The following is a 24,849-nucleotide window of genomic DNA, read 5'->3' on the forward strand; positions in this document are numbered from 1 at the left end:
ACCTCTGGAAACTTAGTTTTTCTTTAGAAAGGGGGATCTCAAGATCATGACCAGCAGAAGAAAGCCGCCCCAGATCGCAGTTGAGAGGTGTTGGCTTGCTCCGAGAAGGTTCATGCCCGAGGCGACCACCTGAAGGCTCATGAGGCCCACAACCAGTGGCAGCACGCGGCCGAAACCACCAAACGGGTTCGCCCCGGCAAGGAAGCAGGCCAGCACAGTGATAAGCAGATAGGAATCTCCGTGGCCAATACGAACGGAGTTGAAACGGGCCAGCATCAAGATGCCCGCAAGGCCGGAAATCGCGCCAGAAAGGCCATAAACCAGCATCAAGGTTCGGTTCACGTTGATGCCAGTGTACTTTGCAGCCTCCGGATTTGAGCCGGACATGTAGATGGAAAACCCGTCCTTCGTGTATTGCATGATGTAAAGCACAATCCCCGCTGCAATCAGGAAGATCAGCATCGGCATGGGGATGCCAAACAGCGAGCCGTGGCCAACGAAGTTGAAGGCCTCCGGCATGCCGGAGATGTCACCGCCGCGGGTCAGCAACTCGCCGAGACCGCGCAGGAAAATCATGGCACCAAGGGTCACGAGGATCGGGTGGGCGCCCACATAGGCAACCATGGCCCCCACCATTACACCGATCACGGCCCCTACCCCAACCCCTACGCAGAGCGCGATTGGCAACGAAGCCCAGCCCGCTGACATCAGCAGACCTTTGACCAGAAATGCGGCAGCGAGCCCGCAGATGTTCGCGGAGTATGTAACGGCCAGATTAAGACCGCCAGAGATGATTGGAATGAACATCGCAAGGGTTAGTAGCCCTAGCTCCGGCAGCTGAAACGCCATGGAACGGAATGTGCCAGCGGAGAGAAAACCCGGCGCAATCGCACTGAAAGCTGCAAGACAGAGCACCAAGAACCCGAGCATTGCTGCCAGCTCCAGCGTGTCGTTGCTTTGCTTCCGTAACAGCGTGAAGAGACCTTTGTTGTCCATTGTTTTATCCCTTCACATGCGCCGCACGCTTTGGCAGCAGTCGGTCAATGTTGGTTGCAGTGATCGCCATGAGGATGATGAGGCCAACGATCGCCTTGAAGGCAAAGGGGGTGATGCCGAGCAGGTTCAGACCGTTCTGAACGACGGCGAGGAGCATGACACCAAGGATCGCGCCAATTACCGTACCGCGACCGCCGCCCAGCACCGCCCCGCCCAAGACAACGGCGGCGAGAATGTCGAGTTCGCGGCCATAAAGCGCGTTCGGCACAACTTCCTGTACGATGTGCGCCTGCATTAGCCCGCCAATGCCCGCGCACAGGCCAAGCCATCCATAGGCGAAAGCCTGAATGAAGGCGATGTTGACACCCGAACGGCGCGCGGCTTCTGGATCTGAACCAAAACCGATTATCATGCGGCCAAAGCCAATCTTGGTCATGAAGAACCAGGTAACAAAGGCCAGAACAGCCGCCACAACGATGGGAAGATACAAGGTGGCAGAGGCAAATTCGAACACCGGAATGCGGTAGTACAGCCAATCTGGGATGTCATAGATTGATCGCCCGCGGGTGAAGTACATCAGAAGGCCGAAAAACAGGTTGAACGTCCCAATGGTTACTATGATCGAGACGATGCGGAACTTGTGAATGAGGAAGGCATTCACCAGTCCCAGCATGAGGCCAGTGGCCATGGCGAAGGCAAAGCCGATGACCCAGTTACCGCCGCCCAAGGAAAGCACGAGGGAAACGGCCACGTATTGGACTACCGATGCCGTGATGGAAAACGAAATGTCGATACCACCAGAGACCAGCACAACAACGAGACCAACAGCGAAGATGATGTTCACGGCCTGGTTGTTTAAGAGGTCAAACATGTTCTGAACGGTCAGGAAGCTGTCCGTTGTCAGGCTCAAGACAATCCCAAGTGCGATGATCACACCGAACAGAGAGCCTTCGACGCTTTTCAAGCGATTAAGCATTGATGATGCCCTCCAACTCTTCTTCGCTCACTTCAGATGTTTTGAAACTTTGGGCCACCCTGCCCGCTTTCAAGACAATCGTCCTGTCGGTGTGATGGAAGATCTCGCTGGCCTCATCAGAAATCAGGATGATCGCCATGCCTTCTTTTGCCAAATTGCGGATGATATCGAAAATTCCGGCCTTTGCGCCCACATCAACACCCACTGTTGGGGAATCGAGCACCAGCACCTTTGGGTTTGTTGCCAGCCACTTTGCGAGAACGATGCGCTGCTGATTGCCGCCGGAAAGAGATGAGACCGGCAGCATGGGGTCACTTACTTTGGTTTTCAGCTTTTCGATCCAGAGATCGCAGAGTTCGCGAATTCGTTTCGGGTTCAAAAAGAAGCTTGGTTGCGAAAGCTCTTTAAGCACCGTCGAGGCGGTGTTGTCGGCAATTGACTGCTGCTGGTCTAGGCCAAGGTTCAACCGATCTTCGGAGACATAAGCAACACCGGCGTCGATGGCATCACGGTTGCTGCGAAACTTCACTTCTTTTCCATCGAGGCGCAGCTCACCGCTATCAGGCGATGTCATTCCGAAGATGCTCAGGGCGATTTCGGTCCGACCTGATCCCATCAGCCCCGTGAGGCCGAGGATTTCACCTTTGCGCAAGTCAAAGCTGATGTCTTCGTATTCGCCGCGGCGAGTGAGGTGCTTCAGCACCAACATGCGTTCGCCATCAACATCCCCTGCTCTCGGTGTCTGGTCCAGTTCCTTGCCGGTCATCAGAGTTGAGAGCTTCTTTTGCGTCATGCCTTCCGTGGCAAAGGTGCCGACGAGCTTGCCGTCGCGCAAGACCGTAACTCGCTCGCAAACATCGAGCACTTCTCCCAGACGGTGGCTGACGAAAACAATTGAAATACCCTGCTCAGACAATCGGCGAACGATCTGCAGCAAGGTTTCGGTTTCTTTCTGGGTCAAAGAAGCCGTAGGTTCGTCCATGAAGACGATGCGCGCTTCTGCCTGAATGACGCGGCAAATGGCGACGAGCTGCCGTTTGGCGATGCTCAAGTCACCCACCCGCGCTTTGGGATCCAGCTGGACACCCAACTGCTCAATGGTTTTTTGGGCGCGCTCCAGCTTTTGCGCGCGGCCAATACCTCTCAATGGATTGGCTACAAAAGCGTCAAAGCAGATGTTCTCCGCAACGCTTAGGTCCGGAAACAAGGACAGATCCTGCCAGATCACATGAATGCCCAGGCGTTTCGCGCTTGAAGGGGTGATGTGTCCTACGGCTTCCTGTCCGGAGAAATCGAATTGTGCGCCGGGCTCAGGTTGATACACCCCGTTGATGATCTTGATGAGCGTGCTCTTGCCGCAACCGTTTTCGCCTGCAAGGCAATGTATCTCGCCCGGACGCAGTTCAAATTCCACATTGTCCAGCGCCGTGAAGCCGCCGAAGCGCTTGGTTATGGACCGCGCGCGAATTGCTAGTTCAGTCATGTGTTCTTCTCGACTGGGCACAGCTGTCCTGCTCGGGCGGCCAAGGCTGCCCAACCAGTAGGTTAGAAGGTCATGCCGGAGGGCTAAGGGGAGCCGGAGCCAGTTCGTGGTGAACCGGCTCCGGCAATGAGCGGGCCTGAACCCGACTTGGGAGCTTAGAGGCCGATTTCGGCCAATCCGTCTACAGTGTCCTTGGTCAGTGCAAGTGGCTTGTTGGCATAGATGTTCTTGCCTTCAAGTTCCACTTGTCCAAGCACAGGAACGTCGTCACCATCTTTCACGGTGTCGCCCATAACGAGCATGGTGCCCAGCTCGACAAATGCCTTGCCTGCCTCAATTGGGCTCCATACGAAGCCGCCGGTAAGGGCATCTGAGTGCACCAGACGCCGGCCCTGACCAGCAGAGAACAAGCCAACAACGGCCACCTGACCTTCAAGACCACGTTCTTGAACAGCGCGTGCGGCACCGATTGGGCCCTGGCTGCCGAAAGCCATTACGCCGGCAAAGTCTTCATTGGCACGCAGCAAGTCCAGCGTGGTCGTGCGGCTGTCGTCAACGCTTTCTGCAACGCCGAAGCGGTCAGCAGCCTGAGACATGTCAGGGCACTTTGCTTCAAGGTGTGCAACTGCAGCATCCGCCCAGGCATTGTGTGCAGGCACCGTCAGGCCGCCAACATAGACAGCGTACTTGCCCTCACAGTTTGTTGCTTCAGCAAACAGATCCGCATGGGCCTTACCGAAGTTCTCAGCAGAGATCAGCTCAAAGTTGAAATCCTTGTTGAGGCTAGCTTCGGATTCATGCGTGATAACCTTGATGCCAGCTTCTTGAGCGCGCTTTAAAACAGGTTCAAGCACCTGAGCATCATTTGGGACCACGCCGATGACATCCACGCCGCGTGCGATGAGGTCTTCAATGGCACGGACCTGAAGTGCCGGATCGGCACTGGTAGGACCAACCATGAATGCATCCACGCCCAGCTTCTCACCAGCTTCCTCGATGCCCTGCTCCATGGCGTTGAACCATGGAATACCACCAACCTTCACAACCACACCGATTGTCGGCTTTTCGGCTGCCATGGCAGAACCTGCCAGCATGGAAACGGAGATAGCAGCTGCACCAAGTAGCTTAGAAATAGTCTTCATTGGGTCCTCCCAAACCTATCGAAATCAGTGCTTTACACTTGCACCATCGAAGGTGCATATTGCGCATCACTGCATTTCTTGTCAAGCATGATTAAAAGGAATGATCGGGAGGAGGCTTGATGACCGATGGTCGCAGCGATAAGCGCCCTACAATTTATGATCTCGCAAAACTAACGAATACGTCGGCGAGTACAGTGGGTGCGGTCCTTAACGGGAGTTGGAAAAAACGTCGCATAAGTCAAAAGCTTGCAGACCAGATCCGGAAGGTTGCCATTGAGCAAGGGTACTCGCCAAACATGCAGGCGCGTGCACTTCGCACCGAGCGTTCAAACATCATTGGCATGATCGTTCCCATGTATGACAACCGTTATTTTGGCGCGCTGGCAGAGGCATTTGAGCAGCGCGCTCGCGATCGAGGTCTGTTTCCCATCGTGACTTGTACCCGTCGTGACCCGAATCTCGAAATTGAAGCGGCACAATCCATGCTGGCATACCGGGTTGATAATATTGTCTGTACCGGTGCGACTGATCCCGATCGAATTGCCGACCTGTGTGCGGCCCATGGCGTTGAAACGCTGAATGTCGACCTGCCAGGAACAAGAGCGCCCTCTATCATTTCAGATAACTATCAAGCGGCCGTTGAACTGACCAAAGATATTATTAGTCGGCTACCATCCGGCTGCGCAGGCAATGACAGCGATATCGTTTTCATTGGTGGTCGGGAAGAGGATCACAACACCGGCGAGCGTATTCGCGGCTTTAAAGATGCGCATGAGGAGGTTGGTGCCCGCATTGCCGAGGCCTACATCCGCCCGTGTGGTTATGCTGCCCACAAGGCTGAGCGCAGCTTGGATGAGTTCGTAAACAAAATCGGCGGCTTGCCGAAAGGCATTTTCATCAACTCGACGATTTCTCTGGAAGGGATCGTGAATTGGTTCCAGCAGAACGATATCACCGGTTTGGAAACGGTCGCGTTGGGGTGCTTCGACTGGGATCCTTACGCCGCTTTGTTGGGCAACAAGACCTCAATGGTTCGCCAAAACGTTCCGGTTATGATGGATTTGCTTTTTGAGTTTCTTGAAGAACCGGGAAAGCGCAAGGCCGGCGTGACACAAGTTCTCCCGGAAGTCATCCGTCGCAGCTGAAGGCACTCACGCAAAAATGCCCCGCCTTTTCGACGGGGCATTTTCCTGGTGTGCATGGGATCGCCCTGCGAGAACCGGCGATGTGGAGACTATGGTTTTCTCAAAACCACGGCGGTTCCCATGCCGCCACCAATACACAGTGACGCCAAGCCGTGTGTGCAGTTGTCGCGCATCATGCCATAGAGCAGGGTGGTGACGATGCGTCCGCCAGACGCCCCTAGGGGATGACCGAGCGCAATGGCGCCGCCAGTAACGTTTGTCTTGTCCTCGAACCACTCCATGGATACGTCATGGTCGATGCAAAGACCCTTCATCACGGCAAGGGCTTGTGCGGCAAATGCTTCGTTGAGTTCAAGCCGTTCCATTTCCTGAAGGCGCATGTCAGCGCGTTCGAGGGCTTGAGCAATCGCTGGAACCGGGCCGTAACCCATAACAGCTGGCGCAACGCCGCCCTGACCGTAGCTCACGATTTCCGCAAGCGGCTCAAGGCCAAAACTGACGACCGCATCTTCTGAGGCGAGAACAAGGGCGACGCCCCCATCATTGATCCCCGATGCATTGCCCGCGGTGACCGAACCGTCTGTCTTGAAAGCAGGTTTCAGCTTCGCAAGGCTTTCGAGAGATGCATCTGCACGAGGGTACTCATCGCGCGCAAAAACAAAGGTGTTTCGGCGGGCCTTCACTTCAATCGGCGCTATTTCAGCATCGAAAAGACCGGCCTCCACTGCGTAAGAGGCCTTTTGCTGGCTGCGCAACGCAAATGCATCTTGCTCTTCACGGGTAAGCTCAAATTTGTCGGCCAGGTTCTCGGCCGTGATGCCCATATGGTAGCCGTGGAACACATCGGTCAGCCCATCGACAATCATTGTGTCGGCCAGGTTCTGAGTGCCCATCTTGTGGCCCTGCCTGCTTGAGCCCGGCAAGGCAAAGGGTGCCTGAGACATGTTTTCCATGCCTGCCGCGACGACGATGCTCGCATCTCCGGCCTTGATGTGAGCTGCGGCCTCCATGATGGATTTCATGCCTGAGCCGCAGATCATGTTCAGCGTGTAAGCTGGAATGCGGTCTGGAATGCCGGCGTAGATCGCCGCCTGACGGCCTGGCCCCATGCCTTGATTAGCCGACAAAACATTTCCGACAATCACTTCATCGACCTGATCAGGGGCAACTCGGCTCTGTTCAAGGGCGGAGGAAATGGCGGTTGCTGCCAGTTTTGCGGCGGGAACGGTGGCAAGAGTGCCAAGGAAGCTCCCAAGTGCGGTGCGTCTTGCACCTACGATAAAAATCTTGGTCATGGCAGCCTCGTTAGATCACCAGTCCGCCGTCAATCTTCAGCGTCTGACCGGTGATGAACTTGGAGCGATCGCTCGCGAGAAACAGAACACCTTCTGCGATGTCTTCGGCTTCACCCATTCGGCCTAGCGGCGTCTTGCTCTTCATGTAGTCAATGACCTTTTCCGGAAGGTCTTTCGTCATTGGTGTTTTGATGAAGCCCGGTGCCACGCAATTCGCCCGAACCTGAGCGCCTTTACGCGAAAATTCCTTTGCCCAGCCCTTGGTCATGGAAATTACACCACCCTTGGTGGCAGCGTAGTTGCTCTGACCGATGTTGCCATCGGTGCCCACCACGGAGGACATGGTGATCACGGAACCCGCGCCGCCTTCAATCATCACCGGCACCACAGCCTGAGTCATGTTGAAGACGCCCTTCAGGTTCACATCAAGCACGAGATCCCAATCATTCTCGCTCATGCGGTCCAATAGGTTGTCTCGGGTGATGCCAGCGTTGTTCACCAACACATCGATGTGGCCATGGTCTGCCTTGATCTTCTCGATGAAGCCAATGATCGCATCGCGATCACATACATTAAGTGCCACGGGCTCCACGTTCTGGAACCGATCGCGGTAATCCGCCATGGCATCTTCGTTCATATCGCAAGCGTATACCTTGGCTGCTTCGGCATTGGCGAAGGTTTCAACGATACAGCGTCCAATTCCCTGAGCGCCGCCGGTTACGATGCAAACTTTATCCTTGAGCATAGTGATACCACCTCTTTTTCGCTGCGCAGGCACCTCGCAGGTCGCCCGCAGGTTGTTGGTGATATTCTTGACATGAAGCGCGCCGAATGATTACAGACAGCTCCGCAAAACAATAATGAGGAAATGGGATAGGCGTTTTGCGGCATGTCGTTTCAAACACGGTCCACTGCCTGAGAAAATGTAGCCTGCGACATTTCCTAGCCTATACACCGCAGGAGATCCCCTTACTCTTGCAACTCACTCTTAAGTTCCCGCAGTGGCTGTGCCCGCTCAGTCCAATCACGAAGCCAAAGTGGAGGCCTCATGCTCGACAAGATCGTGTACTTTTTGCACGTGGTGCGCACCGGTTCCTTTTCGGACGCGGCTCGGCTTTATGGCATTTCTGCAAGTGCGGGAAGTCGCTGGATCATTGAACTTGAGGAGAAAATGGGTGTCAGCCTGCTCAAGCGTTCCACCCGCAAGGTGGTTGCAACACAGGCAGGCCAGCGGCTCTACGAGCGCTTTAGCGACGTGAACTCGGAAATCGAAGATATCTTCACGGAAATCAGGAACTTAGGCAAGGAAGAGCGGGGCACGATCTGTGTCGCAGCAACGCCGCTCTACGCCCGCGATTTTCTGGCGCAAATCGTGGGTGAGTACCTTCTTGAGCATCCGCACGTGGACTTCCGAATTCTTCAGACGGCATATGATGTTGATCTGGTTGAACAGGTAGACTTTTTTGTGCGGGCCAACGCCACCTACAACGGCTTCCAGGAGAAAGACAGCCTTCTGGTGCGCCGCTCTCTGCTCCGATATCCATTGGTGGCGTGCTGTTCGCCTGACTATGCGGATCGCTATGGCATCCCGAAAGCGCCGGAGGATCTGAGGCACCACAACTGTCTGTTTGCCCATACACTTGTTGGCGGAAACAAATGGGTCTTCGAGTACGATGGCGATTGTGCTGCTGTTGAGATCGCCCGCACGGTGGAGGTCGACGACAGTGAAATCATCAAGTCGATCGCGCTCACGGGCGGGGGCATTGCCTATCTTCCAATCCACATCCTGCAAAATGAGCTGGCAAACGGTCGCCTCATCTCCATTCTGAGCGACTACATTGACGCCGAGTTCGAATACAACCTGTATTTCCGACGCCGTCGCCAAATGCCCCTCATGTGTACGAACTTCAAGGATTTCCTGATCAAGCGCACACGAGAGCTCAGTCAGGAATCGCCTGCCAGCGATCTGCAGTGCGCGGTTTAATTGTCCCGATTGTGCAATTGTCTTTTAGGTGATTGTCTATTTTTCGCATCACGGAACCCTCCTACACTTGCCTTAGGAAGCAAAAAAGTGATGCGTGACCTTGTTCACTTGCATCACCATAATGAAGGGTCACAAGATGCAAGTAAAAGTTCTGACGCCAGAGGGAGCCGCTGGTCTTATTCAGGACGGGGACCGCGTCATTCTAGGCGGTTTTATTGGTGCAGTCGTTCCAGAGGCCATAGAAAAAGCAATTCGGGATCGCTTCTTGGAAAGCGGTTCGCCGCGCAATCTCGAACTTTATTTCACCGCAGGCCAAGGGGATGGTCAGGACCGTGCCAACAACCACCTCTCTCATGAAGGGCTGGTCAGCCTTGCCATGGGCGGCCATTGGGGCCTCATCCCACGCCTTCAGGATCTGGCCAACCGCGAGCGCATCCAAGCCTACAACTTTCCGCAGGGCGTGATCGCGCAGCTTTTGCGCGACAGCGCTGCCGGAAAACCCGGAACGCTTACCCATGTTGGTCTTGGCACTTTCGTCGACCCGCGCCTAGAGGGTGGCAAGATCAACAAGGTGACTCAAGAAGACCGGGTTTCCTTGATGGAAGTGGAGGGCGAAGAGTACCTTTTTTACAAGCGCATCAACGCCAATGTCGCCCTCCTGCGCGGGACAACGGCAGACACCAATGGCAACATCACCATGGAAGATGAATGCCTGTTCCTTGAGAACCTGGCCGCTGCCCAGTTGGTGACCAATATGGGTGGCAAGGTCATCGTTCAGGTGAAGAAAATTGTCGAAGCTGGTAAGCTCGATCCGCAGCAGGTGCGCATTCCTGGCATCTTCGTTGACGCCGTCGTGGTTGCAAACGAAGAAGACCACATGCAAACGTTCGCGGAGCCCATGAACCCTGCGTATTGTGGCCGTGGTGACCTTCTTCAGCAGAACAGTGGCCCCAGAAAGCTCGACGCCAAGAAAATCATTGCCCGCCGGGCGGCTGTTGAGCTGAAGAGTGGAGCCATCCTGAACTACGGCATTGGTGTTCCGGAAGTAATTGCAGAAGTTACAGATGAAGAGGGCGTCACCCAGCAGATGATTGCCACCGTTGAGCCAGGTGCCATTGGCGGAACCCCTGCTGGCGGGCTCAGCTTTGGCGCCTCAGCCTTTCCTGAAGCGGTGATCACACAAGACCAGATGTTCGACTTCTACGATGGCGGCGGTGTCGATCAAGCATTTCTCGGTCTTGCTGAGTGCGATCGAAACGGGGATCTCAATGTTTCTCGCTTCGGGCCAAAGATCGCGGGTTGCGGTGGCTTCATCAACATCACTCAAAATGCCAAGGAAGTTTTCTTTTGCGGAACATTCACCGCTGCAGGTCTGAAGGTCTCAGCTGGAGAAGGCCGTTTGGTCATCGAGCAGGAGGGCCGCATCAAGAAATTCCTCGATAAGGTTCAGCAAATTACCTTCTCAGCCAATCAGGCGCGCCGAAATGGTAAGCCGGTTATGTACATCACCGAGAGAGCCGTCTTCCGCCTTTCTGAGGACACGCTGGAACTGATCGAAATTGCGCCGGGGGTAGATCTGGAAAGGGACATTCTGAGCCAGATGGACTTTCAGCCTCAGGTCGGCCCGGACTTAAAGCTGATGGAGGCGCGCCTGTTCATGGATGAGCCGCTTGGGCTCACTCTTCAGCCGCTGCGGGAAGAGCCGCAAATGCTGGAAGCTGTGGCCTGAGGCTGCAGCGCAAATAACAAATCACGAATGCACGAGGCTTCTCATGAGTTACACACTGGACGAGCTTGCCGTTGGGCAAAAAGCATATTTTGAAAAAACAATCTGCGAAGCAGACATTCAGGCTTTCTGCGGGATCAGCGGGGACGTTAACCCGGTGCATGTCAGCGATACCGCAGCGCGCGAAAGCGTTTTTGGCAAGCGCGTGGCCCATGGCATTCTCGTCTCTGGGCTCACCTCCACGGTTTTGGGCATGCAGTTGCCTGGGCCCGGCACCATCTATCTCGGCCAAGAGTTGCGCTTCAAGGCGCCGGTCTATATTGGCGACACCATTCGGGCTGAAGTCGAAGTTATTGAAATAGATAAAGAAAAGAAAATCGCAAAGCTGCGTACTGTCAGCCTCAATCAGGATGGTAAGACCGTCATTGAAGGCGTTGCGACCGTCAGGCCGCCACGCGCTGCATAACCAAAAATCAAATTTCATTCGCACAAAGTTCCCAGAAGAGCACACCATGAAAATCGAACCCGTCATCAAAGGGCAGGTGGCTAAGACCTGTCATCCCATTGGCTGCCAAAAAGCAGTCGAAGACCAAATCGCCTACGTGCGAAAAGCCAAACAAATCAAAGAGGGGCCAAAGAAGGTCCTTGTTCTGGGCTCCTCCTCTGGTTTTGGGCTCGCTTCTCGCATTTCTCTCGCTTTTGGTGGCGCAAGAGCGGACACGATTGGTGTGGCGTTTGAGCGTGGTCCTTCCGAAACAGGCGTAGGGACCGCTGGCTGGTACAACTCCATCTATTTCCGCGAGGCCGCAGAAAAGGAAGGGTTGATAGCCAAGAACTTCATCGGCGACGCTTTCTCGCCTGCCATGCGTCAAGGTGTGGTGGATTACATCAAGACCGAGTTTGGTGGCTCTGTCGATTTGGTGGTGTATTCGCTCGCCACAGGCATCCGGCCTGATCCGCAGACCGGTGAAAGAATCCGCTCGTCTCTCAAGACAATCGGGGAGCCGCTTACGGGCTATACCGTCAATCTTGAAGAGGATCGGCTTCAGGAAAGCGTGCTTGACGCTGCAACTGAACAGGAAGTGGCGGACACCGTTCGTGTTATGGGTGGCGAAGATTGGGCGGAGTGGATTGAGTTCTTATCTGGCGAAGGAGTGTTGGCACACGGGTGTCAGACCGTTGCATACTCTTATATCGGTTCCGAAATAACCCATAAAATCTATCATGAAGGGACTCTGGGCCGCGCCAAGGTGCATCTTCATGGAACAGCAGATGTGCTTGATGCCAAGCTCAAGGAGATTGGTGGCCAAGCCCATGTTGCCGTGTGTAAGGCCCTGGTGACAAAGGCAAGTGTGTTCATTCCGGCCTTTTCGCCATATATCCTCGCTCTGTTCAGGGTAATGAAGGAGCTGGGGCTGCACGAAGGTTGCATTGAGCAAATGCAGCGCTTGTTTGCTGATCGGCTTTACAACGGCGAAGAGTTGGTCCCGGTGGACGAGCAGCGCCTGATCCGTATCGACGATTGGGAGTTGCGAGACGATGTGCAAGAGAAAGTGCAAGTCATTCTCAAAGAGCTTGATCAGAACAACTTCCAGAGTGTTTCTGACTACGAGGGCTATAAAAAGGATTTCCTTGCACTCAATGGTTTTGGCTTGGATGGTGTAGATTACGAAAAAGAAGTTTATGTCGATGACTTAAGTATAAAAATGCCGTAAATACCTTACGTTACGTATATATGATGGCCCGGATCAGAGTCTGGGCCATTTTTATTTTATGTATTTGTACATATATCACTATATTATTTCATATAAAGCAATATACCTTCCTGAAATCGGGAAAATGCTTTTTAAAAAAACGGGATATGTTTTGCCTAGTCTTAATTCAAGAGAAGGGACTAGGGAGGTTCCCAAAAATGATCCGCAAGCACGTAATTGAATTCGTGATCTTCATGACTTATGCGCTCTTTGCCATGTCATGGGTCGCCGGTAACATGATGACGAAAGATATCATGTCCTTCTATCAGGTTGAGGGTGTTGCCGCCGCAACCTGGATGACAAACGCCATCACCATCGCAAAAATCATTGGTAATCTGATTGCTGCATGGTTCCTGGTCAAACTCGGCCCCAAAAAGGCTTTTGCCTTTGCATCACTACTGGTTGTCGCTGGCGCTGCTGGTGCCTTCGCTTCCAACTATCCGCTCTATGTCTTTTCACGTCTCGTGATGGGCTTTGGCGGTGCCTTTGTGATCGTTTACTTCAACCCAATCGTCGTCAATTACTTCACGCCGGAAGAGCGCCCCATCGTCAACGGCCTCAACGCGGCCGCGTTCAACGCAGGTAACCTGTTTGCCCTGCTGCTCACGGGTTCGCTCGTGTCCCAGCTTGGTAGCTGGCAGAACGTGATCCTCGGCATATCTGTCGTAAGTTTCGTTCTTCTCGTCATCTGGTGGTTCATTTCAGAAGACTTTGAGCTTTCCGGACCAAAGAATGCCGCTGGCGAAGTTGAGAAGGCATACACTTTCAAGGATGGCGTCAAAGATCCGGTAAACTGGCTGTTGCCATTTGCCTATTCCGGATTGCTGTTCTGCTACATTTCCGTCTTCGCGCTGTTCCCAATGATCCCAACCTTTGCTGTGTCCTCCCAGTATCTGGCATCCATCATGATTGGTGCCGGTATGGTTGGTACCGTAGTGGGCATTGTTGTTGCCAAGCGCTATCCGTTGCGTCTGCCCATCATGCGTTGGTGTGGTCTTGCCATGACCGGCTTTGCCGCGCTCATGATCACCACTTCAAGTCCAATGGTAGCGACAGCATCCGCCTTTCTCGCTGGCTTCTTCCTGTTCGTGCCGATGACTTGTCTCGTTACGTTGCCTCAGGAGCTGCCGGGCATGAACCCAGGTCGCATCACCATCATCTTTGCAATGTTCTGGTCAATTTCCTACATCATCGAAACCGCTCTGATGTATGCAGCAGGCGTCATGGCTGATCAGACAGGCAACATCTCGATTGCAGCGACCTTTGCGGTGGCATGTTCCGCCACCCTGTTCATCTCAACGTTCTTCCTGCCGGAAACCGGTAAAAAGAAACTTCACTCTGTTGCACCTGCAAAAGCATAAAAGGGGGCCCCAATGCGTCAAGTAAGTCCAAAGCTCGTTCCATTTCTTGATCAGTTCAACAAGACCATTGCGGCGCTTATTGCGAATGGCTTCAAGCCGAACGCAATCAATGCTCGTGAAGCACTGGCAAACATGACCAAGACACATGTCACGGACATTCCAGAGGTCGCGCTGATACAGGACGATCTGATTTATGCGGAAGGCTACAACGTACCGGTTCGCATTTTTAACCCGGCTCCAGAAGAAGAGCTTCCTGTTCTGGTGTACTACCACGGCGGCGGCCATATGGCGGGCAGTGTCACGGTGTATGACCCGCTCTATCGAAAGATGGCTCTGGCAACGAAACACATCGTGGTCGCACCAGAGTATCGCCTTGCCCCTGAGCATCCGTATCCAGCAGGTGTCGAAGATTCCTATGCAACACTGCGCGGCGTTTGGGATGCGCTTGACCGTCGTGGCATGAAGTACAAGCGCGAGCTGTCCATCGGCGGCGATTCTGCTGGCGGCGCACTGGCAACTGCGGTTGCGCATCTGGCGCAGTTCGATGTCAACGTAACCATCAAGAAGCAGCTCCTGGTCTATCCATGCGTCGACTACACCATGGATACACCGTCCTACACTGAAAACGCTGTTGGCTATCTGCTGCACACCGCAAAATGTGCATGGTACTTCGACAACTACTTCAAGAAAGGCGAATGCCGTAAAGCCGCGTCCACCCTGTTCAAAGACTTCACTCGCCATCTGCCTGAGACATTTGTGGTCACGGCGGAGTTCTGCCCACTGCGTGATGAAGGCAAGCTCTACTATGAGAAGGTGAAAGAAGCAGGGGTGCGCGCAGAGCATCTCTACTTCAACGATATGACCCATACCTTCCTGAATTTGGAAGATTTGGTCAAGGAAGAGTGCCAGTTGGTCTACTCCCGCATGAATGAGTTCTTAAACAGCTAAGAACCGTTCAGACTCGATGCGCTGCGGGGCCCTTTTGGGGCCCCGTTTGCGTTAGAGCATCAGTTTTCCCGAGAGCTGGGTATTTTCCTGTGTTTTTTTGGATTAAAAATTCTGACTTTATTGAGTATTGATTATCGATAAAGAGTTCGATTCATAAGTAATAACATATGAAGTCATCACATTAGTTGAATAGTTAAATCGTTAAATAAATAGAAAACTTCATTATACAACAAATACTGATGAAATTTCGAAAATCATCACGATTAAATAATTGAAAATTACGCATGGTCAGGTACGTAATAATACGTCCTGAAGGGGTGGTCTCTGAGAGAATTATTTCATTTTCTCATCGGAAAAGGGCTGTTTCTTCAGGTTTCCCAATACTCCTTCCAAGGGAAAACGGACAAAAAGATGAGCACAACAGCATTTCAAGGTGATGAAGCGGCAAGTCTTGCGAGCACGCCAACTTTCACCAACGACCAGATCGCAGACCAACTGACCACGGGCTATTGGCAAGCCAATGGTCGCCCAACCCGTTCGTTTGATGTCGGTTCAGATGGCGTCCTGTCGGTGAACCTCTCGGGCCTTACGAACAAAGGCGCGTTTTATGCGTATTATGCGCTCCAGCTCTGGTCAGATGTTACGGGTATTGAGTTTGTTCAAACCCGTGGCACGGCGGATATCACCTTTGACGACAATGACAGTGGGGCCTACGCCTACTCAGACCTTTCGGGCAACACGATTACAGCCTCTTATGTGAACGTGTCGACTTCGTGGATCTCTCGAGATGGCTATGATCTGAACAACTATTCGTTCCAGACCTATGTCCATGAAATCGGTCATGCGTTGGGCTTGGGCCATGCCGGAAACTACAATGGCAGCGCAGACTATGGCATCGACAACGACTATACCAACGACAGTTGGCAAGCCTCGATCATGTCCTATTTCAGCCAGACCGAGAACACGTCAATTGATGCCACGTTTGCGTATGCTCTGACGCCTCAAGTCGCAGACATCATCGCCATTCAGAACCTTTACGGCACAACGGGTACCACTCGGACTGGCGATACCGTTTACGGCGATGGTGCAGACTCTGGAGATGCGCTTGCCTACATTACGCGCATCGACGAAGCCGTCACGTTCACCGTTTTGGACGATGGCGGTTACGACACCTTCAATTTCAGCAGTGTTTCTCAAGATCAAGTCATCAACCTGAATGAAGAGGCCATCTCGAGTGTTCGGGGCCACACCGGTAACATGATGATTGCCCGTGGCACAGAAATTGAAGCAGCCGTGGGTGGCAGTGGCGATGACGTGATCATCGGCAACGCATTAGACAACACCCTTGAAGGTGGTGGCGGAAATGACACCCTGATCGGTGGCGCTGGGGCTGATGTCTTCGTTTTCGATGCGACCACGCAAGGCTTCGGCGATCGCGATACAATCGTCGACTTTGAAGACGGTATCGATACCATTCTGATTGACGATGGTTCGTCCTTCTCAACGGCCAGCTTTGACCTCCTGGAGTTTCTCAGTTCAGGCCTCGACACTAGCATTTCTTGGGGCAATTCAACCATCACCCTCGAGAATGTGAGCATTGCCCAACTGGATCAAAGCGACTTCGCGTTTGCTTGACGCGTTGCAGCACTGAATAGCCTGGCCTTTGCCTTCGGCATGGGGCAGATCCGCCGCTCCCAACAATGGGAGCGGCTTTATGTTGGCTGGCACGCGCATCTTAGACGAAAGAAGCCCGAGCCAACTGAGTGCTGAGAATCCTTGCCTTTTCGTGAGTTTCGGTCCTTCCTTGGTGGGGCCCCACCTTTCATAGTTCCCTTAAAGTAATGCGAGTGATTGACATGAACACTGATTCAGGTTTCATATAGTCGAGGTCGGTAAAACTACGGCAGCTGCATCAGGGGAGGTATGGCGCTGGTTTTCCGACTGATCTATTGGGGAGGAAAATCGAAATGGCGTCTCTACTGAGACAGCTGGCGGCTTCTGCGCTGGCTGGAGTTTTAGCCGTTTCTGCAGGCGCATTCTCGGCGCAAGCAGATCCAATCAAAATCGCACATGTCTATGGTAAGACTGGTCCGTACGAGGCCTACGCCAAGCAGTCGCACGTTGGCCTGATGATGGGGCTGGAATATGCCACCGAAGGCACCATGGAAATCAATGGCCGCGAAATCGTCGTCATTGAAAAAGACACGCAGTTGAAGCCAGACATTGGCAAAGCTGTTCTGGCCGAAGCCTACGGAGACGATGAGGTCGATATCGCGCTCGGTCCCGTATCTTCCGGTGTGGCGCTGGCAATGCTTCCGGTGGCGGAAGAATATGAGAAGATCCTCATCGTCGAGCCCGCGGTTGCAGACAGCATCACCGGCTCCAACTGGAACCGCTACGTCTTCCGCACCGGTCGCAATTCATCTCAAGACGCCGTTGCAAATGCTGTCGCGCTTGGTGCCGAGAACGTCTCCATTGCAACGCTGGCGCAGGACTATGCATTCGGTCGCGATGGGGTGGCAGCCTTCAAGGAAGCGCTGGAAGGCACCGGTGCCAAACTGGTGTTCGAAGAATACGCCCCAACCGACACCAAGGATTTTACCGCGAGCGCACAGCGCATTTTCGACGCCTTGAAAGATGAGCCAGGCCGCAAGTTCCTGTTTGTCATTTGGGCTGGTGGGGGAAATCCGATCAGCAAGGTGCAGGCCATGGAGCCGGGCCGTTTTGGCATTGAAATCGCAACGGGGGGCAACATTCTTGCAGCCATGAAAGCCTACAAGGCTTTGCCGGGTATGGAAGGCGCCACCTACTACTACCATGACATCCCTCAGAACCCGGTGAACGAGTGGCTGGTCTCCGAACACCAGAAACGTTTCAACGCGCCGCCGGATTTTTTCACTGCGGGGGGTATGACGGCAGGTCTTGCGATTGTTGAGGCCATCCGAAAGGCAGGGTCCACCGACACCGAAGAGCTGATCGCAGCCATGGAAGGTATGGAATTCGACACCCCCAAGGGCAAGATGCTTTTCCGTCCGGAAGACCATCAGGCTCTGCAGGCCATGTACCACTTCAAGATCAAGGTTGATCCGGATGTGGAGTGGGGCATACCGGAGTTGGTGCGCGAGCTGTCCATTGAGGACATGAACATTCCAATCCGCAACTAACCAGCCAACGAAGGAGGAGCAGGGCGTCTCACAACGTGCGTTGCCTTGCTCTTCCCTTGTTTCCTGCGCTTTCCAGCGGTCGGCCGCTGGATTGTCGGGTGAAGTGCATCGTGTCGGGGCGGGAACTGCAACATGACTGAAGAACATCCAATACTTGAAACGCGGGATCTGACCATTCGCTTTGGTGGGCATGTCGCGGTAGATCACGTGAGCTGTGCGTTCAAGCGTGGCACGCTTACAGCAATTGTCGGGCCGAATGGCGCAGGGAAGACCACATATTTCAATCTCATCTCGGGCCAGCTGAAGGCATCCACCGGGCAAGTCATCCTGAACGGCGCGGATATCACGCGCGCGTCCGTTCCAGAGCGGACGGATCGTGGCATTGGCCGCGCCTTCCAGCTCACCAACCTGTTTCCCTCCCTGTCCGTGCGAGAAAACGTGCGTCTGGTGGCACAGGCCAAGGCCGGATTGGGTTTTGACATGTTTTCCGTTGCCGAAAGTCACATTGAACTCATAGAGCGTGCGGAGCACGTGCTGGCGGAAGTCAACCTGATCGATTCCGGCGATCAGGTTGTCTCGGCATTGCCGCATGGGGACCAGCGAAAGCTGGAAGTGGCGCTCATGATCGCCTTGGGGCCGCAAGTGCTTATGTTTGATGAGCCGACTGCAGGTATGAGTGTTGATGAGGTGCCGATCATTCTGGATCTGATCAAGTCCCTCAAGCAGGACATTGACCGCACCATCCTGCTTGTGGAGCACAAGATGGACGTGATCCGGTCGCTGGCAGATCGCATCATCGTCTTGCACAACGGGGCCCTTGTTGCTGATGGCGACCCTGCGGAGGTGATTGCCTTGCCCGTGGTGCAAGAGGCCTATCTTGGTAAAGTTCCGGAGGCCGCGTGATGAAAGAGCCTCTTCTCACCCTCTCTGGTGTTCACACCCATATCGGACCCTATCACATTCTTCAGGGCGTGGACCTTGTTGTTCCCAAGGGGGGCGTTTCCGTTCTTTTAGGTCGTAACGGAGCCGGAAAGACCACAACACTTCGCACCATCATGGGCCTATGGCAGGCCAGCGCGGGCACCATTCTGTTTGAAGGGCAGGACATTACCAAACTGCCAACCCCAGAGATCTCACGCGCAGGCATTGCCTTTGTGCCGGAAGACATGGGCATCTTCACAGATCTGACGGTGGCGGAAAACATGACCCTTGCAGCAGCACGCGGACCGCTTGATCCCGATCGCCTTGAGTGGATCAAAACATTGTTTCCGCCAATACGCACCTTCTGGGAGTCCTCGGCCGGAACCTTGTCTGGTGGCCAAAAGCAGATGCTGTCGGTTGCTCGCGCCATCATTGAGCCGCGCAAGCTGATCTTGATTGATGAGCCGACGAAGGGTCTGGCACCGGCCATTATCAAAGCCATGAGTGACGCACTTCTGGAGTTGAAGGAAACGGACACCACAATCCTCTTGGTGGAACAGAATTTCTCCATGGCCTCAGCTGTTGGAGACACCGTTTCAGTCATGGATGACGGACACATCGTTCATGCGGGCGAAATGGCCGAACTTGCTGGTGACGCTCGGATGCAGGAACGACTTATGGGATTGAGCCTGGAGGCCCACCAATGAGCGACACGACAATCAAGCCGCGCATTGAAAAAGCGACTGTCCTTGAGCGCATCACCACTGCGCTTCCAATTGCACTTGTACCCGTTCTGGCGGTACTGGGGTTCATTGCCATTGGCGATCCCGCCGCCTGGCTCACCCTCACTGTAGCCGGTTTGGCCATGGGGTTGATGATCTTCATCATGGCATCGGGCCTGACCGTCGTCTTCGGCCTCATGGACGTGATCAATTTCGGCCATGGAGCGTTTATCTCCGTAGGCGCGTTTGTTGGCTTCTCCATTCTCATTTGGCTTGGTGGCTGGACGGCTTCCAGCAGTGTGTTCTTGAACCTTGCCGCCGTTTTCCTCGCCATTCTGGTTTCGATGGTGGCCACTGGGCTCATGGGCTATGCGTTTGAGCGGGTGATCGTCATGCCGGTTTACGGCCAGCACCTGAAGCAAATCCTTGTGACCATGGGCGGGCTTATCGTGGCCCAACAGCTCATTCATGTGTTCTGGGGGCCGGATGAAATTCACGTGGCACGGCCAGAAAGCCTGCGCGGCTCCATCGTTATTGGTGAGGCAGCTATTGAAAAGTATCGTCTTGTTGCGGTCGGCATCGGCGTTGCCTTGTTTCTGGCCATGCGCCACGTTTTGAAGTCTACCAAGATTGGCCTTTTGGTTCGCGCCGGTGTTGAGAACGGCGAGATGGTCGAAGCCTTGGGATATCGCATTCGCCGCTTGTTCCTCATCGTCTTCATGGTCGGCTCAGCGCTTGCTGGGCTCGGCGGCGTCATGTGGGGGCTCTATCAGGAAACCATCACCGCCCACATGGGCTCGGAAATCATGGTGCTGGTGTTCATCGTGGTCATCATTGGCGGCCTTGGCTCCGTAGAGGGCTGTTTCATCGGCGCGCTACTGGTTGGTTTGCTGTCTAACTACACGGCGTTCCTCGCACCAAAGGTGGCTCTCGTATCCACCATTGCGCTCATGGTCATCATCCTGATGTGGCGTCCTCAGGGGCTTTACCCCGTCGTCAAGGCAAAGTGAGGCACAGACAAATGCTGAAAACTCTCCTCTCAGGTGACAATCCTCGCAGCAAAGTGTTGAGCCTTGTTCTGCTTGCGGTTGTCATTTCGCTGGCGTTGGCGCCCTTTCTGTTTCCGGGCACCAAATCACTGGAAACGGCGGCGCGCATCTGCATCTTCATTGTTCTGGTGGCCAGCTACGATCTGCTGCTGGGTTATGCGGGTATCGTGTCGTTTGCCCACACCATGTTCTTTGGCATTGGAGCCTATGGAACGGCCCTCGCGTTGTCAGCTACCGGGCCAACGTTCCTGTCGATCCTCTGGGGCACAGGTGCAGGTGTGGTCATCGCTGCCGCCTTCGCGCTGGCGATTGGTCTTTTCTCCCTGCGGGTAAAGGCAATCTTCTTCGCCATGGTAACGCTGGCTGTGGCCAGCGCCTTTGCCATTGCCGTTTCTCAAGCGTCTTGGCTCACAGGTGGTGAGGATGGCCTCAATTACCGTATTCCGCGAGAACTCACACCTGCCTTCAAACTTTTGCCGGACAAGGTTTTCGGCGTGCGCATCAATGGCAAGCTGCTGAACTACTATCTGGTCTTCTTTTCCTCCGCGATCCTGTTCATCGTCATGCTCCGTATCGTGAACTCGCCCTTTGGCCGCACGTTGCAGGCTGTGCGCGACAACGCCTTTCGGGCAGAGGCTATCGGCTATCGCGTTATATGGTATCGCACCACGGCAACGGTCCTTTCCGCGGTCATGGCAGCTTTGGCCGGGTCTCTGCTTGCCATCTGGCTGCGCTACACGGGCCCGGCCACCACTCTTTCCATGGAGATCATGATTGATATCCTTCTGATGGTGGTGATCGGCGGCATGGGAACCATGTACGGCGCCATATTGGGTGCAACCATCTTCATTCTGGCGCAAACCTACCTGCAAAACCTGATGGGCGTGGCAGCTGACGCCACCAGTTTTGTGCCGTTCATCTCTCATCTGGTGGAGCCGGAACGTTGGCTCTTGTGGCTTGGGGTGCTCTTCATTCTGTCGGTCTATTTCTTTCCAAGCGGCATTGTTGGTCGGCTTAGAGAAATGAAATCATGATTTCCAAACTGTATTGGCGGGAGGAGGGCAGTGGTTCACCCCTGGTCCTTCTCCACGGCTGGGCGTGCCATGGTGGTTTCTTTGAGGAGCAGGTGAGGGCGCATCGCGGCAGGGCACATGTTCTGGTGCCTGATCTTCCGGGCCATGGACAAACCCTCAATGCCGCAGAGCTTACCATTGAGGCCGCGGCAGACGCTGTGTTTGCCGAGTTGGAGCGCCGAAATCTAAGGGATGTCACTCTGTGCGGTTGGTCCATGGGGGCCCATGTGGCCTTTGCCTTGGCGCAGCGGCACGGCACCAATCGGATCCGACAGTTTGTTGCAGTTGATATGGCGCCGAAGGTTCTAAACGATCCGGAGTGGCCGTTCGGCTCATTGGGCGGGCTGGACGAAGCCCGCAATCACCACTTGCTGGCAACGTTGGTCCCGAGCTGGGCGGGGCTGGTTCCCAAAATCGCGCAGCGCATGTTCGCCACTGGCGCGCCCTGCGATCCGGGCAAGCTCATGCATGCAGAAGAAGAAATCCGCCGCGCCAACCCAGAGTTATTGAAGCCCATGTGGGCGTCGCTCACTGCGCAGGACTTTCGTTCGCTTGTCACAGCTTTAGGAAAGCCGCTTCATTTGGTGTTTGGGGGACAAAGCGCCCTTTATGGCGCTGGAACGCGCAATTGGTATCTGGACCATGTTCCGGGAGTGGAACTCAATCTGTTTGAAGCAGCGGGCCACAGTCCCCATCTGGAGGACCCCGAGCGCTTCTCACAAGTGCTTGGAGCCCTTCTGGCCTCGTGAAAAGCCCGGCAAAGAGCCGAGCCTCTTTGTCTCATTGGATCACTCTTTGCCCACGTCTTCCACGTATACCAGAGCGCGTCCTTCGCAGACGAGCGTACCGGTCTGAGTGGTGCATACAGTTGCCAGATCCACCAGGTGTTTTTCGGGCCGCAGCCGTGTAACCGTCACGCGGGCAGTCAGCGGTTCGTCGAGAGGGGCGTCCTGCAGGAAGTTCAAATCCTGCTTGAGATAGTTGGTGCCACGTCCGGGCAACTTGACGCCCAGAAGGTAAGAAAACAGCGCCCCAATCAGGGGCCCCGGCACGGTGCTGTAGTGACCCGGTACAGTGCCTGCCTGACGGGCAAAGTTGGACATGTTTTGTGAGCTGAAGCTACGCGTGATCTCAGCAAATGCGCCAAGTTCCAGTTTCATGCCGCGCCTCCTGAGAGTAGGCACTCACCGGTCAAAACAGGCTTGTTGTCTGTGCCTCGTTTCGCTTCCAGAACGATCCTGTTCGGCTCTTCTTCCGATGGCGTGAGGCTGAAAATCACTTCTTCGCCCGCATAGGTCGGATTGGGAAACACAAGAGCCTGAAATGCGTGTTCGAAGTCCGGCCACTCTCTTTTAAGCAGGCCAAACAGGCGCGTGTAGAGCAACATGCCATGTGACACGGTGCGTCCAAACCGTGTCCGTGCGGAAAACTCTGGGTCAACATGAATTGGATTGTCATCACCTGACAGTTCGGCGAAATCGTCAAAGTCTTGCTGCGTTGGAACCCAGCGTTCTTGAATGCTCTGCTTCAGGACGCTCATCAGACCTCCTCCGCTTCACTGGTAAACGTGTTTTTCAAGATATTCTTGCGCACTTTGCCTGCAGCTGTGCGTGGCATTTCATCGACCACTTGAAAGCTCTTTGGCACTTTGTAGGCGGCTAATCGTTCACGGCACCACCCGGCCATGTCAGCGGTGTTCAGGTCAGCGCCTGGGCGCTCAATCAGGAAAGCGGCCCCCACTTCGCCCCACTTGGCGTCCGCGACACCAATCACCACGGCTTCCAAAATGGCTGGATGCGTGGTCAGAACCTTCTCTACTTCCGCGGGGTAGACGTTCTCGCCACCGGAGATGTACATGTCCTTGATGCGATCAATGATGTAGTAGTAGCCATCTTCGTCGCGCTGGGCGATATCGCCGGATTTTAGCCATCCGTCTGGCGTAAAGGTTGCTGCAGTCGCCTGCGCATTTCCCATGTATCCGGGCGTAATTCCCGGCCCCCTTAGCTGGAGTTCGCCAGTCCCGGCACCTTCAACAATGCGGCCGTCGACACCCTCAAGGCGCACATCCGTCAGCATTTGCGCCTTGCCCACAGACCCGACCTTCAGTGGCGCGCTGGCTTTGTCCATCAAGAACACGGTTGGTCCGGTCTCGGTCATGCCCATGCCATTGCAGATGGTTGCGCCCCGTTCCATGAACTCTGTCAGGAGGTGCGCCGGGATGGGCGCGCCGCCACAGCCCAAAGAGCTGAGCTTGGTGAAGTCCACTTCATCAATGCGCGGATGCAGCGAAAGCGCTTGGTAAATCGCAGGTACGCCGAAGAAAGCGCTGACTTTCCCTCCGGCCAAAAGATCAATCACCGCATCTGCATCAAACTTGCGCAGCACCGTGGAGCAGCCCCCAGCCAGAAACAGGGGCAGGGTCAACAGGTTGATGCCAGCCGTATGAAACAGTGGCAAGAAGTTCACACTGGTATCGGTGCTGGTAAGGTCGACGGCCTGACCATAGTTGACGGCATTGGCCCAGGCCATCCCCGCTGTTTGGATCACAGCCTTCGGGTTGCCTGTGGTGCCGGAGGTGTAGAGCAGGTACCAAGGTGCATTGCTCGCAATGGGCCGAGCCTCTGGCGAATTTGCAGGGGCGGCGGCCATCATCGCGCTCAAGTCGTGTTCGCCGTCTCCCTCCAGATTGCACAGAGGCAGATCGACGCGTGCTTTCAGGTCATGAGCCGCCTCAGAAAAAGCGTCATCGTGGATCAGCAGCTTCGCCTCTGACAATTTCAGGATCGGTTCCAGCTCGGCTACGGGTTGACGCCAGTTCAGCGGTACGAGAATGAGGCCGGTCTTCTGTGCTGCAAACAGAATGGAAAAGAACTCAACATGGTTGAGGCACAAAATGGCAACCCGGTCCCCGGTTTGAAAACCCATGTGCGCAAGGCCTGCAGCGATGCGTTCTGCCTGCTCATTGAGAGCGGCAAAGGTGAACTCCTGCCCACTCTCCAAATCAATAAACGCCAATGCGTGCGGCGAAAGCTCTGCGCGCTTTGCCGCCATATCTGTAACCCATTCCATCATGCCCTCCCCGCATGTTTGTGAGTCTGATCCTCTTGAAA

The 24,849-nt window shown here is 54.6% G+C and carries 23 protein-coding genes; 14 read left to right on the forward strand and 9 right to left on the reverse strand.

Translation table 11 applies throughout. From position 1 onward, the window contains the following. Positions 1–12: 12 nt before the first annotated feature. The 4 genes from Q3Y58_RS00080 to Q3Y58_RS00095 all read right to left on the reverse strand — a co-directional run bounded on the left by Q3Y58_RS00080 (position 13) and on the right by Q3Y58_RS00095 (position 4,588). Positions 13–930, reverse strand: a complete 918-nt coding sequence (locus Q3Y58_RS00080; protein ID WP_413697771.1) for an ABC transporter permease — start codon at positions 928–930, stop codon at positions 13–15. Between the two features lie 70 nt (positions 931–1,000). After that, entirely contained in the window at positions 1,001–1,972 is a 972-nt protein-coding gene (locus Q3Y58_RS00085; RefSeq protein ID WP_319620505.1) for an ABC transporter permease, read from the reverse strand. Continuing rightward, on the reverse strand, positions 1,965–3,455 hold the full coding sequence (locus Q3Y58_RS00090; RefSeq protein ID WP_319620506.1) for a sugar ABC transporter ATP-binding protein: 1,491 nt from the start codon (positions 3,453–3,455) through the stop codon (positions 1,965–1,967). Before Q3Y58_RS00090 ends, Q3Y58_RS00085 begins: the two co-directional genes overlap by 8 nt. 155 nt (positions 3,456–3,610) lie before the next feature. Next, a complete protein-coding gene (locus Q3Y58_RS00095) occupies positions 3,611–4,588 on the reverse strand; it encodes a substrate-binding domain-containing protein (protein WP_413697772.1) in 978 nt (325 codons plus the stop codon). 128 nt (positions 4,589–4,716) lie between these two features. On the opposite strand from Q3Y58_RS00095, the gene Q3Y58_RS00100 reads away from it, so the two are divergent. Beyond that, positions 4,717–5,742, forward strand: coding sequence for a substrate-binding domain-containing protein (locus tag Q3Y58_RS00100; protein ID WP_319620507.1), 1,026 nt, complete (start codon positions 4,717–4,719; stop codon positions 5,740–5,742). Positions 5,743–5,831: 89 nt separating this feature from the next. Here Q3Y58_RS00100 and Q3Y58_RS00105 read toward each other — a convergent pair whose 3' ends face one another. After that, positions 5,832–7,037 (reverse strand): acetyl-CoA C-acetyltransferase, encoded by a 1,206-nt coding sequence (locus tag Q3Y58_RS00105; protein WP_319620508.1) that lies wholly within the window; start codon positions 7,035–7,037, stop codon positions 5,832–5,834. 10 nt (positions 7,038–7,047) lie between these two features. Further along, positions 7,048–7,782 carry a 3-oxoacyl-ACP reductase FabG gene (fabG, locus tag Q3Y58_RS00110; protein WP_319620509.1) on the reverse strand — a complete coding sequence of 245 codons (735 nt, stop codon included), beginning with the start codon at positions 7,780–7,782 and terminating at the stop codon, positions 7,048–7,050. A gap of 303 nt (positions 7,783–8,085) precedes the next feature. Between fabG and Q3Y58_RS00115 the strand changes: the two genes are divergently transcribed. The 13 genes from Q3Y58_RS00115 (at position 8,086) to Q3Y58_RS00175 (ending at position 22,488) form a co-directional block, all read left to right on the forward strand. After that, entirely contained in the window at positions 8,086–9,021 is a 936-nt protein-coding gene (locus Q3Y58_RS00115) for a LysR family transcriptional regulator (RefSeq protein WP_319620510.1), read from the forward strand. A gap of 136 nt (positions 9,022–9,157) precedes the next feature. Next, on the forward strand, positions 9,158–10,750 hold the full coding sequence (locus Q3Y58_RS00120; protein ID WP_319620511.1) for an acyl CoA:acetate/3-ketoacid CoA transferase: 1,593 nt from the start codon (positions 9,158–9,160) through the stop codon (positions 10,748–10,750). 43 nt (positions 10,751–10,793) lie between these two features. Beyond that, positions 10,794–11,213, forward strand: coding sequence for a MaoC family dehydratase (locus tag Q3Y58_RS00125; protein ID WP_319620512.1), 420 nt, complete (start codon positions 10,794–10,796; stop codon positions 11,211–11,213). 46 nt (positions 11,214–11,259) lie between these two features. Next, entirely contained in the window at positions 11,260–12,462 is a 1,203-nt protein-coding gene (gene fabV, locus Q3Y58_RS00130; protein ID WP_319620513.1) for an enoyl-ACP reductase FabV, read from the forward strand. Positions 12,463–12,659: 197 nt separating this feature from the next. Next, positions 12,660–13,862 carry an MFS transporter gene (locus Q3Y58_RS00135; RefSeq protein ID WP_319620514.1) on the forward strand — a complete coding sequence of 401 codons (1,203 nt, stop codon included), beginning with the start codon at positions 12,660–12,662 and terminating at the stop codon, positions 13,860–13,862. Between the two features lie 12 nt (positions 13,863–13,874). Continuing rightward, entirely contained in the window at positions 13,875–14,810 is a 936-nt protein-coding gene (locus Q3Y58_RS00140) for an alpha/beta hydrolase (RefSeq protein WP_319620515.1), read from the forward strand. Positions 14,811–15,221: 411 nt separating this feature from the next. Further along, positions 15,222–16,445, forward strand: coding sequence for a M10 family metallopeptidase (locus Q3Y58_RS00145; protein ID WP_319620516.1), 1,224 nt, complete (start codon positions 15,222–15,224; stop codon positions 16,443–16,445). 332 nt (positions 16,446–16,777) lie between these two features. Further along, positions 16,778–17,974: a substrate-binding domain-containing protein gene (locus tag Q3Y58_RS00150; RefSeq protein ID WP_319620517.1), complete on the forward strand. Its 1,197-nt coding sequence runs from the start codon at positions 16,778–16,780 to the stop codon at positions 17,972–17,974. 132 nt (positions 17,975–18,106) lie between these two features. Continuing rightward, a complete protein-coding gene (locus tag Q3Y58_RS00155; RefSeq protein WP_319620518.1) occupies positions 18,107–18,877 on the forward strand; it encodes an ABC transporter ATP-binding protein in 771 nt (256 codons plus the stop codon). Then, positions 18,877–19,602 (forward strand): ABC transporter ATP-binding protein, encoded by a 726-nt coding sequence (locus tag Q3Y58_RS00160; RefSeq protein ID WP_319620519.1) that lies wholly within the window; start codon positions 18,877–18,879, stop codon positions 19,600–19,602. The genes Q3Y58_RS00155 and Q3Y58_RS00160 overlap by 1 nt, the downstream gene beginning before the upstream one ends. Further along, positions 19,599–20,627 (forward strand): branched-chain amino acid ABC transporter permease, encoded by a 1,029-nt coding sequence (locus tag Q3Y58_RS00165; protein WP_319620520.1) that lies wholly within the window; start codon positions 19,599–19,601, stop codon positions 20,625–20,627. Before Q3Y58_RS00160 ends, Q3Y58_RS00165 begins: the two co-directional genes overlap by 4 nt. An 11-nt stretch (positions 20,628–20,638) precedes the next feature. Beyond that, positions 20,639–21,700, forward strand: coding sequence for a branched-chain amino acid ABC transporter permease (locus Q3Y58_RS00170; RefSeq protein ID WP_274217777.1), 1,062 nt, complete (start codon positions 20,639–20,641; stop codon positions 21,698–21,700). Beyond that, complete coding sequence (locus tag Q3Y58_RS00175; RefSeq protein ID WP_319620521.1) at positions 21,697–22,488, forward strand: alpha/beta fold hydrolase; 792 nt, start codon at positions 21,697–21,699, stop codon at positions 22,486–22,488. The genes Q3Y58_RS00170 and Q3Y58_RS00175 overlap by 4 nt, the downstream gene beginning before the upstream one ends. A 39-nt stretch (positions 22,489–22,527) precedes the next feature. On the opposite strand, the gene Q3Y58_RS00180 is transcribed toward Q3Y58_RS00175, so the two are convergent. The 3 genes from Q3Y58_RS00180 to Q3Y58_RS00190 are packed head-to-tail and all read right to left on the reverse strand — an operon-like array spanning position 22,528 to position 24,808. Then, positions 22,528–22,899 (reverse strand): hotdog family protein, encoded by a 372-nt coding sequence (locus tag Q3Y58_RS00180; protein WP_319620522.1) that lies wholly within the window; start codon positions 22,897–22,899, stop codon positions 22,528–22,530. Further along, entirely contained in the window at positions 22,896–23,279 is a 384-nt protein-coding gene (locus Q3Y58_RS00185; protein WP_319620523.1) for a MaoC family dehydratase, read from the reverse strand. Before Q3Y58_RS00185 ends, Q3Y58_RS00180 begins: the two co-directional genes overlap by 4 nt. Beyond that, complete coding sequence (locus Q3Y58_RS00190) at positions 23,279–24,808, reverse strand: AMP-binding protein (protein ID WP_319620525.1); 1,530 nt, start codon at positions 24,806–24,808, stop codon at positions 23,279–23,281. The genes Q3Y58_RS00185 and Q3Y58_RS00190 overlap by 1 nt, the downstream gene beginning before the upstream one ends. Positions 24,809–24,849: the final 41 nt, after the last annotated feature.

This window comes from Nesiotobacter zosterae, assembly GCF_033843645.1.
GTDB lineage: Bacteria > Pseudomonadota > Alphaproteobacteria > Rhizobiales > Stappiaceae > Pseudovibrio > Pseudovibrio zosterae.

Excerpts from the sequence above, each read along its gene's own strand:
- Q3Y58_RS00080 (WP_413697771.1), bottom strand. The coding sequence starts at position 930 with ATGCTCGGGTTCTTGGTGCTCTGTCTTGCAGCTTTCAGTGCGATTGCG.
- Q3Y58_RS00085 (WP_319620505.1), bottom strand. The coding sequence starts at position 1,972 with ATGCTTAATCGCTTGAAAAGCGTCGAAGGCTCTCTGTTCGGTGTGATC.
- Q3Y58_RS00090 (WP_319620506.1), bottom strand. The coding sequence starts at position 3,455 with ATGACTGAACTAGCAATTCGCGCGCGGTCCATAACCAAGCGCTTCGGC.
- Q3Y58_RS00100 (WP_319620507.1), top strand. The coding sequence starts at position 4,717 with ATGACCGATGGTCGCAGCGATAAGCGCCCTACAATTTATGATCTCGCA.
- Q3Y58_RS00105 (WP_319620508.1), bottom strand. The coding sequence starts at position 7,037 with ATGACCAAGATTTTTATCGTAGGTGCAAGACGCACCGCACTTGGGAGC.
- fabG (WP_319620509.1), bottom strand. The coding sequence starts at position 7,782 with ATGCTCAAGGATAAAGTTTGCATCGTAACCGGCGGCGCTCAGGGAATT.
- Q3Y58_RS00115 (WP_319620510.1), top strand. The coding sequence starts at position 8,086 with ATGCTCGACAAGATCGTGTACTTTTTGCACGTGGTGCGCACCGGTTCC.
- Q3Y58_RS00120 (WP_319620511.1), top strand. The coding sequence starts at position 9,158 with ATGCAAGTAAAAGTTCTGACGCCAGAGGGAGCCGCTGGTCTTATTCAG.
- Q3Y58_RS00125 (WP_319620512.1), top strand. The coding sequence starts at position 10,794 with ATGAGTTACACACTGGACGAGCTTGCCGTTGGGCAAAAAGCATATTTT.
- fabV (WP_319620513.1), top strand. The coding sequence starts at position 11,260 with ATGAAAATCGAACCCGTCATCAAAGGGCAGGTGGCTAAGACCTGTCAT.
- Q3Y58_RS00135 (WP_319620514.1), top strand. The coding sequence starts at position 12,660 with ATGATCCGCAAGCACGTAATTGAATTCGTGATCTTCATGACTTATGCG.
- Q3Y58_RS00140 (WP_319620515.1), top strand. The coding sequence starts at position 13,875 with ATGCGTCAAGTAAGTCCAAAGCTCGTTCCATTTCTTGATCAGTTCAAC.
- Q3Y58_RS00145 (WP_319620516.1), top strand. The coding sequence starts at position 15,222 with ATGAGCACAACAGCATTTCAAGGTGATGAAGCGGCAAGTCTTGCGAGC.
- Q3Y58_RS00150 (WP_319620517.1), top strand. The coding sequence starts at position 16,778 with ATGGCGTCTCTACTGAGACAGCTGGCGGCTTCTGCGCTGGCTGGAGTT.
- Q3Y58_RS00155 (WP_319620518.1), top strand. The coding sequence starts at position 18,107 with ATGACTGAAGAACATCCAATACTTGAAACGCGGGATCTGACCATTCGC.
- Q3Y58_RS00160 (WP_319620519.1), top strand. The coding sequence starts at position 18,877 with ATGAAAGAGCCTCTTCTCACCCTCTCTGGTGTTCACACCCATATCGGA.
- Q3Y58_RS00165 (WP_319620520.1), top strand. The coding sequence starts at position 19,599 with ATGAGCGACACGACAATCAAGCCGCGCATTGAAAAAGCGACTGTCCTT.
- Q3Y58_RS00170 (WP_274217777.1), top strand. The coding sequence starts at position 20,639 with ATGCTGAAAACTCTCCTCTCAGGTGACAATCCTCGCAGCAAAGTGTTG.
- Q3Y58_RS00175 (WP_319620521.1), top strand. The coding sequence starts at position 21,697 with ATGATTTCCAAACTGTATTGGCGGGAGGAGGGCAGTGGTTCACCCCTG.
- Q3Y58_RS00180 (WP_319620522.1), bottom strand. The coding sequence starts at position 22,899 with ATGAAACTGGAACTTGGCGCATTTGCTGAGATCACGCGTAGCTTCAGC.
- Q3Y58_RS00185 (WP_319620523.1), bottom strand. The coding sequence starts at position 23,279 with ATGAGCGTCCTGAAGCAGAGCATTCAAGAACGCTGGGTTCCAACGCAG.
- Q3Y58_RS00190 (WP_319620525.1), bottom strand. The coding sequence starts at position 24,808 with ATGGAATGGGTTACAGATATGGCGGCAAAGCGCGCAGAGCTTTCGCCG.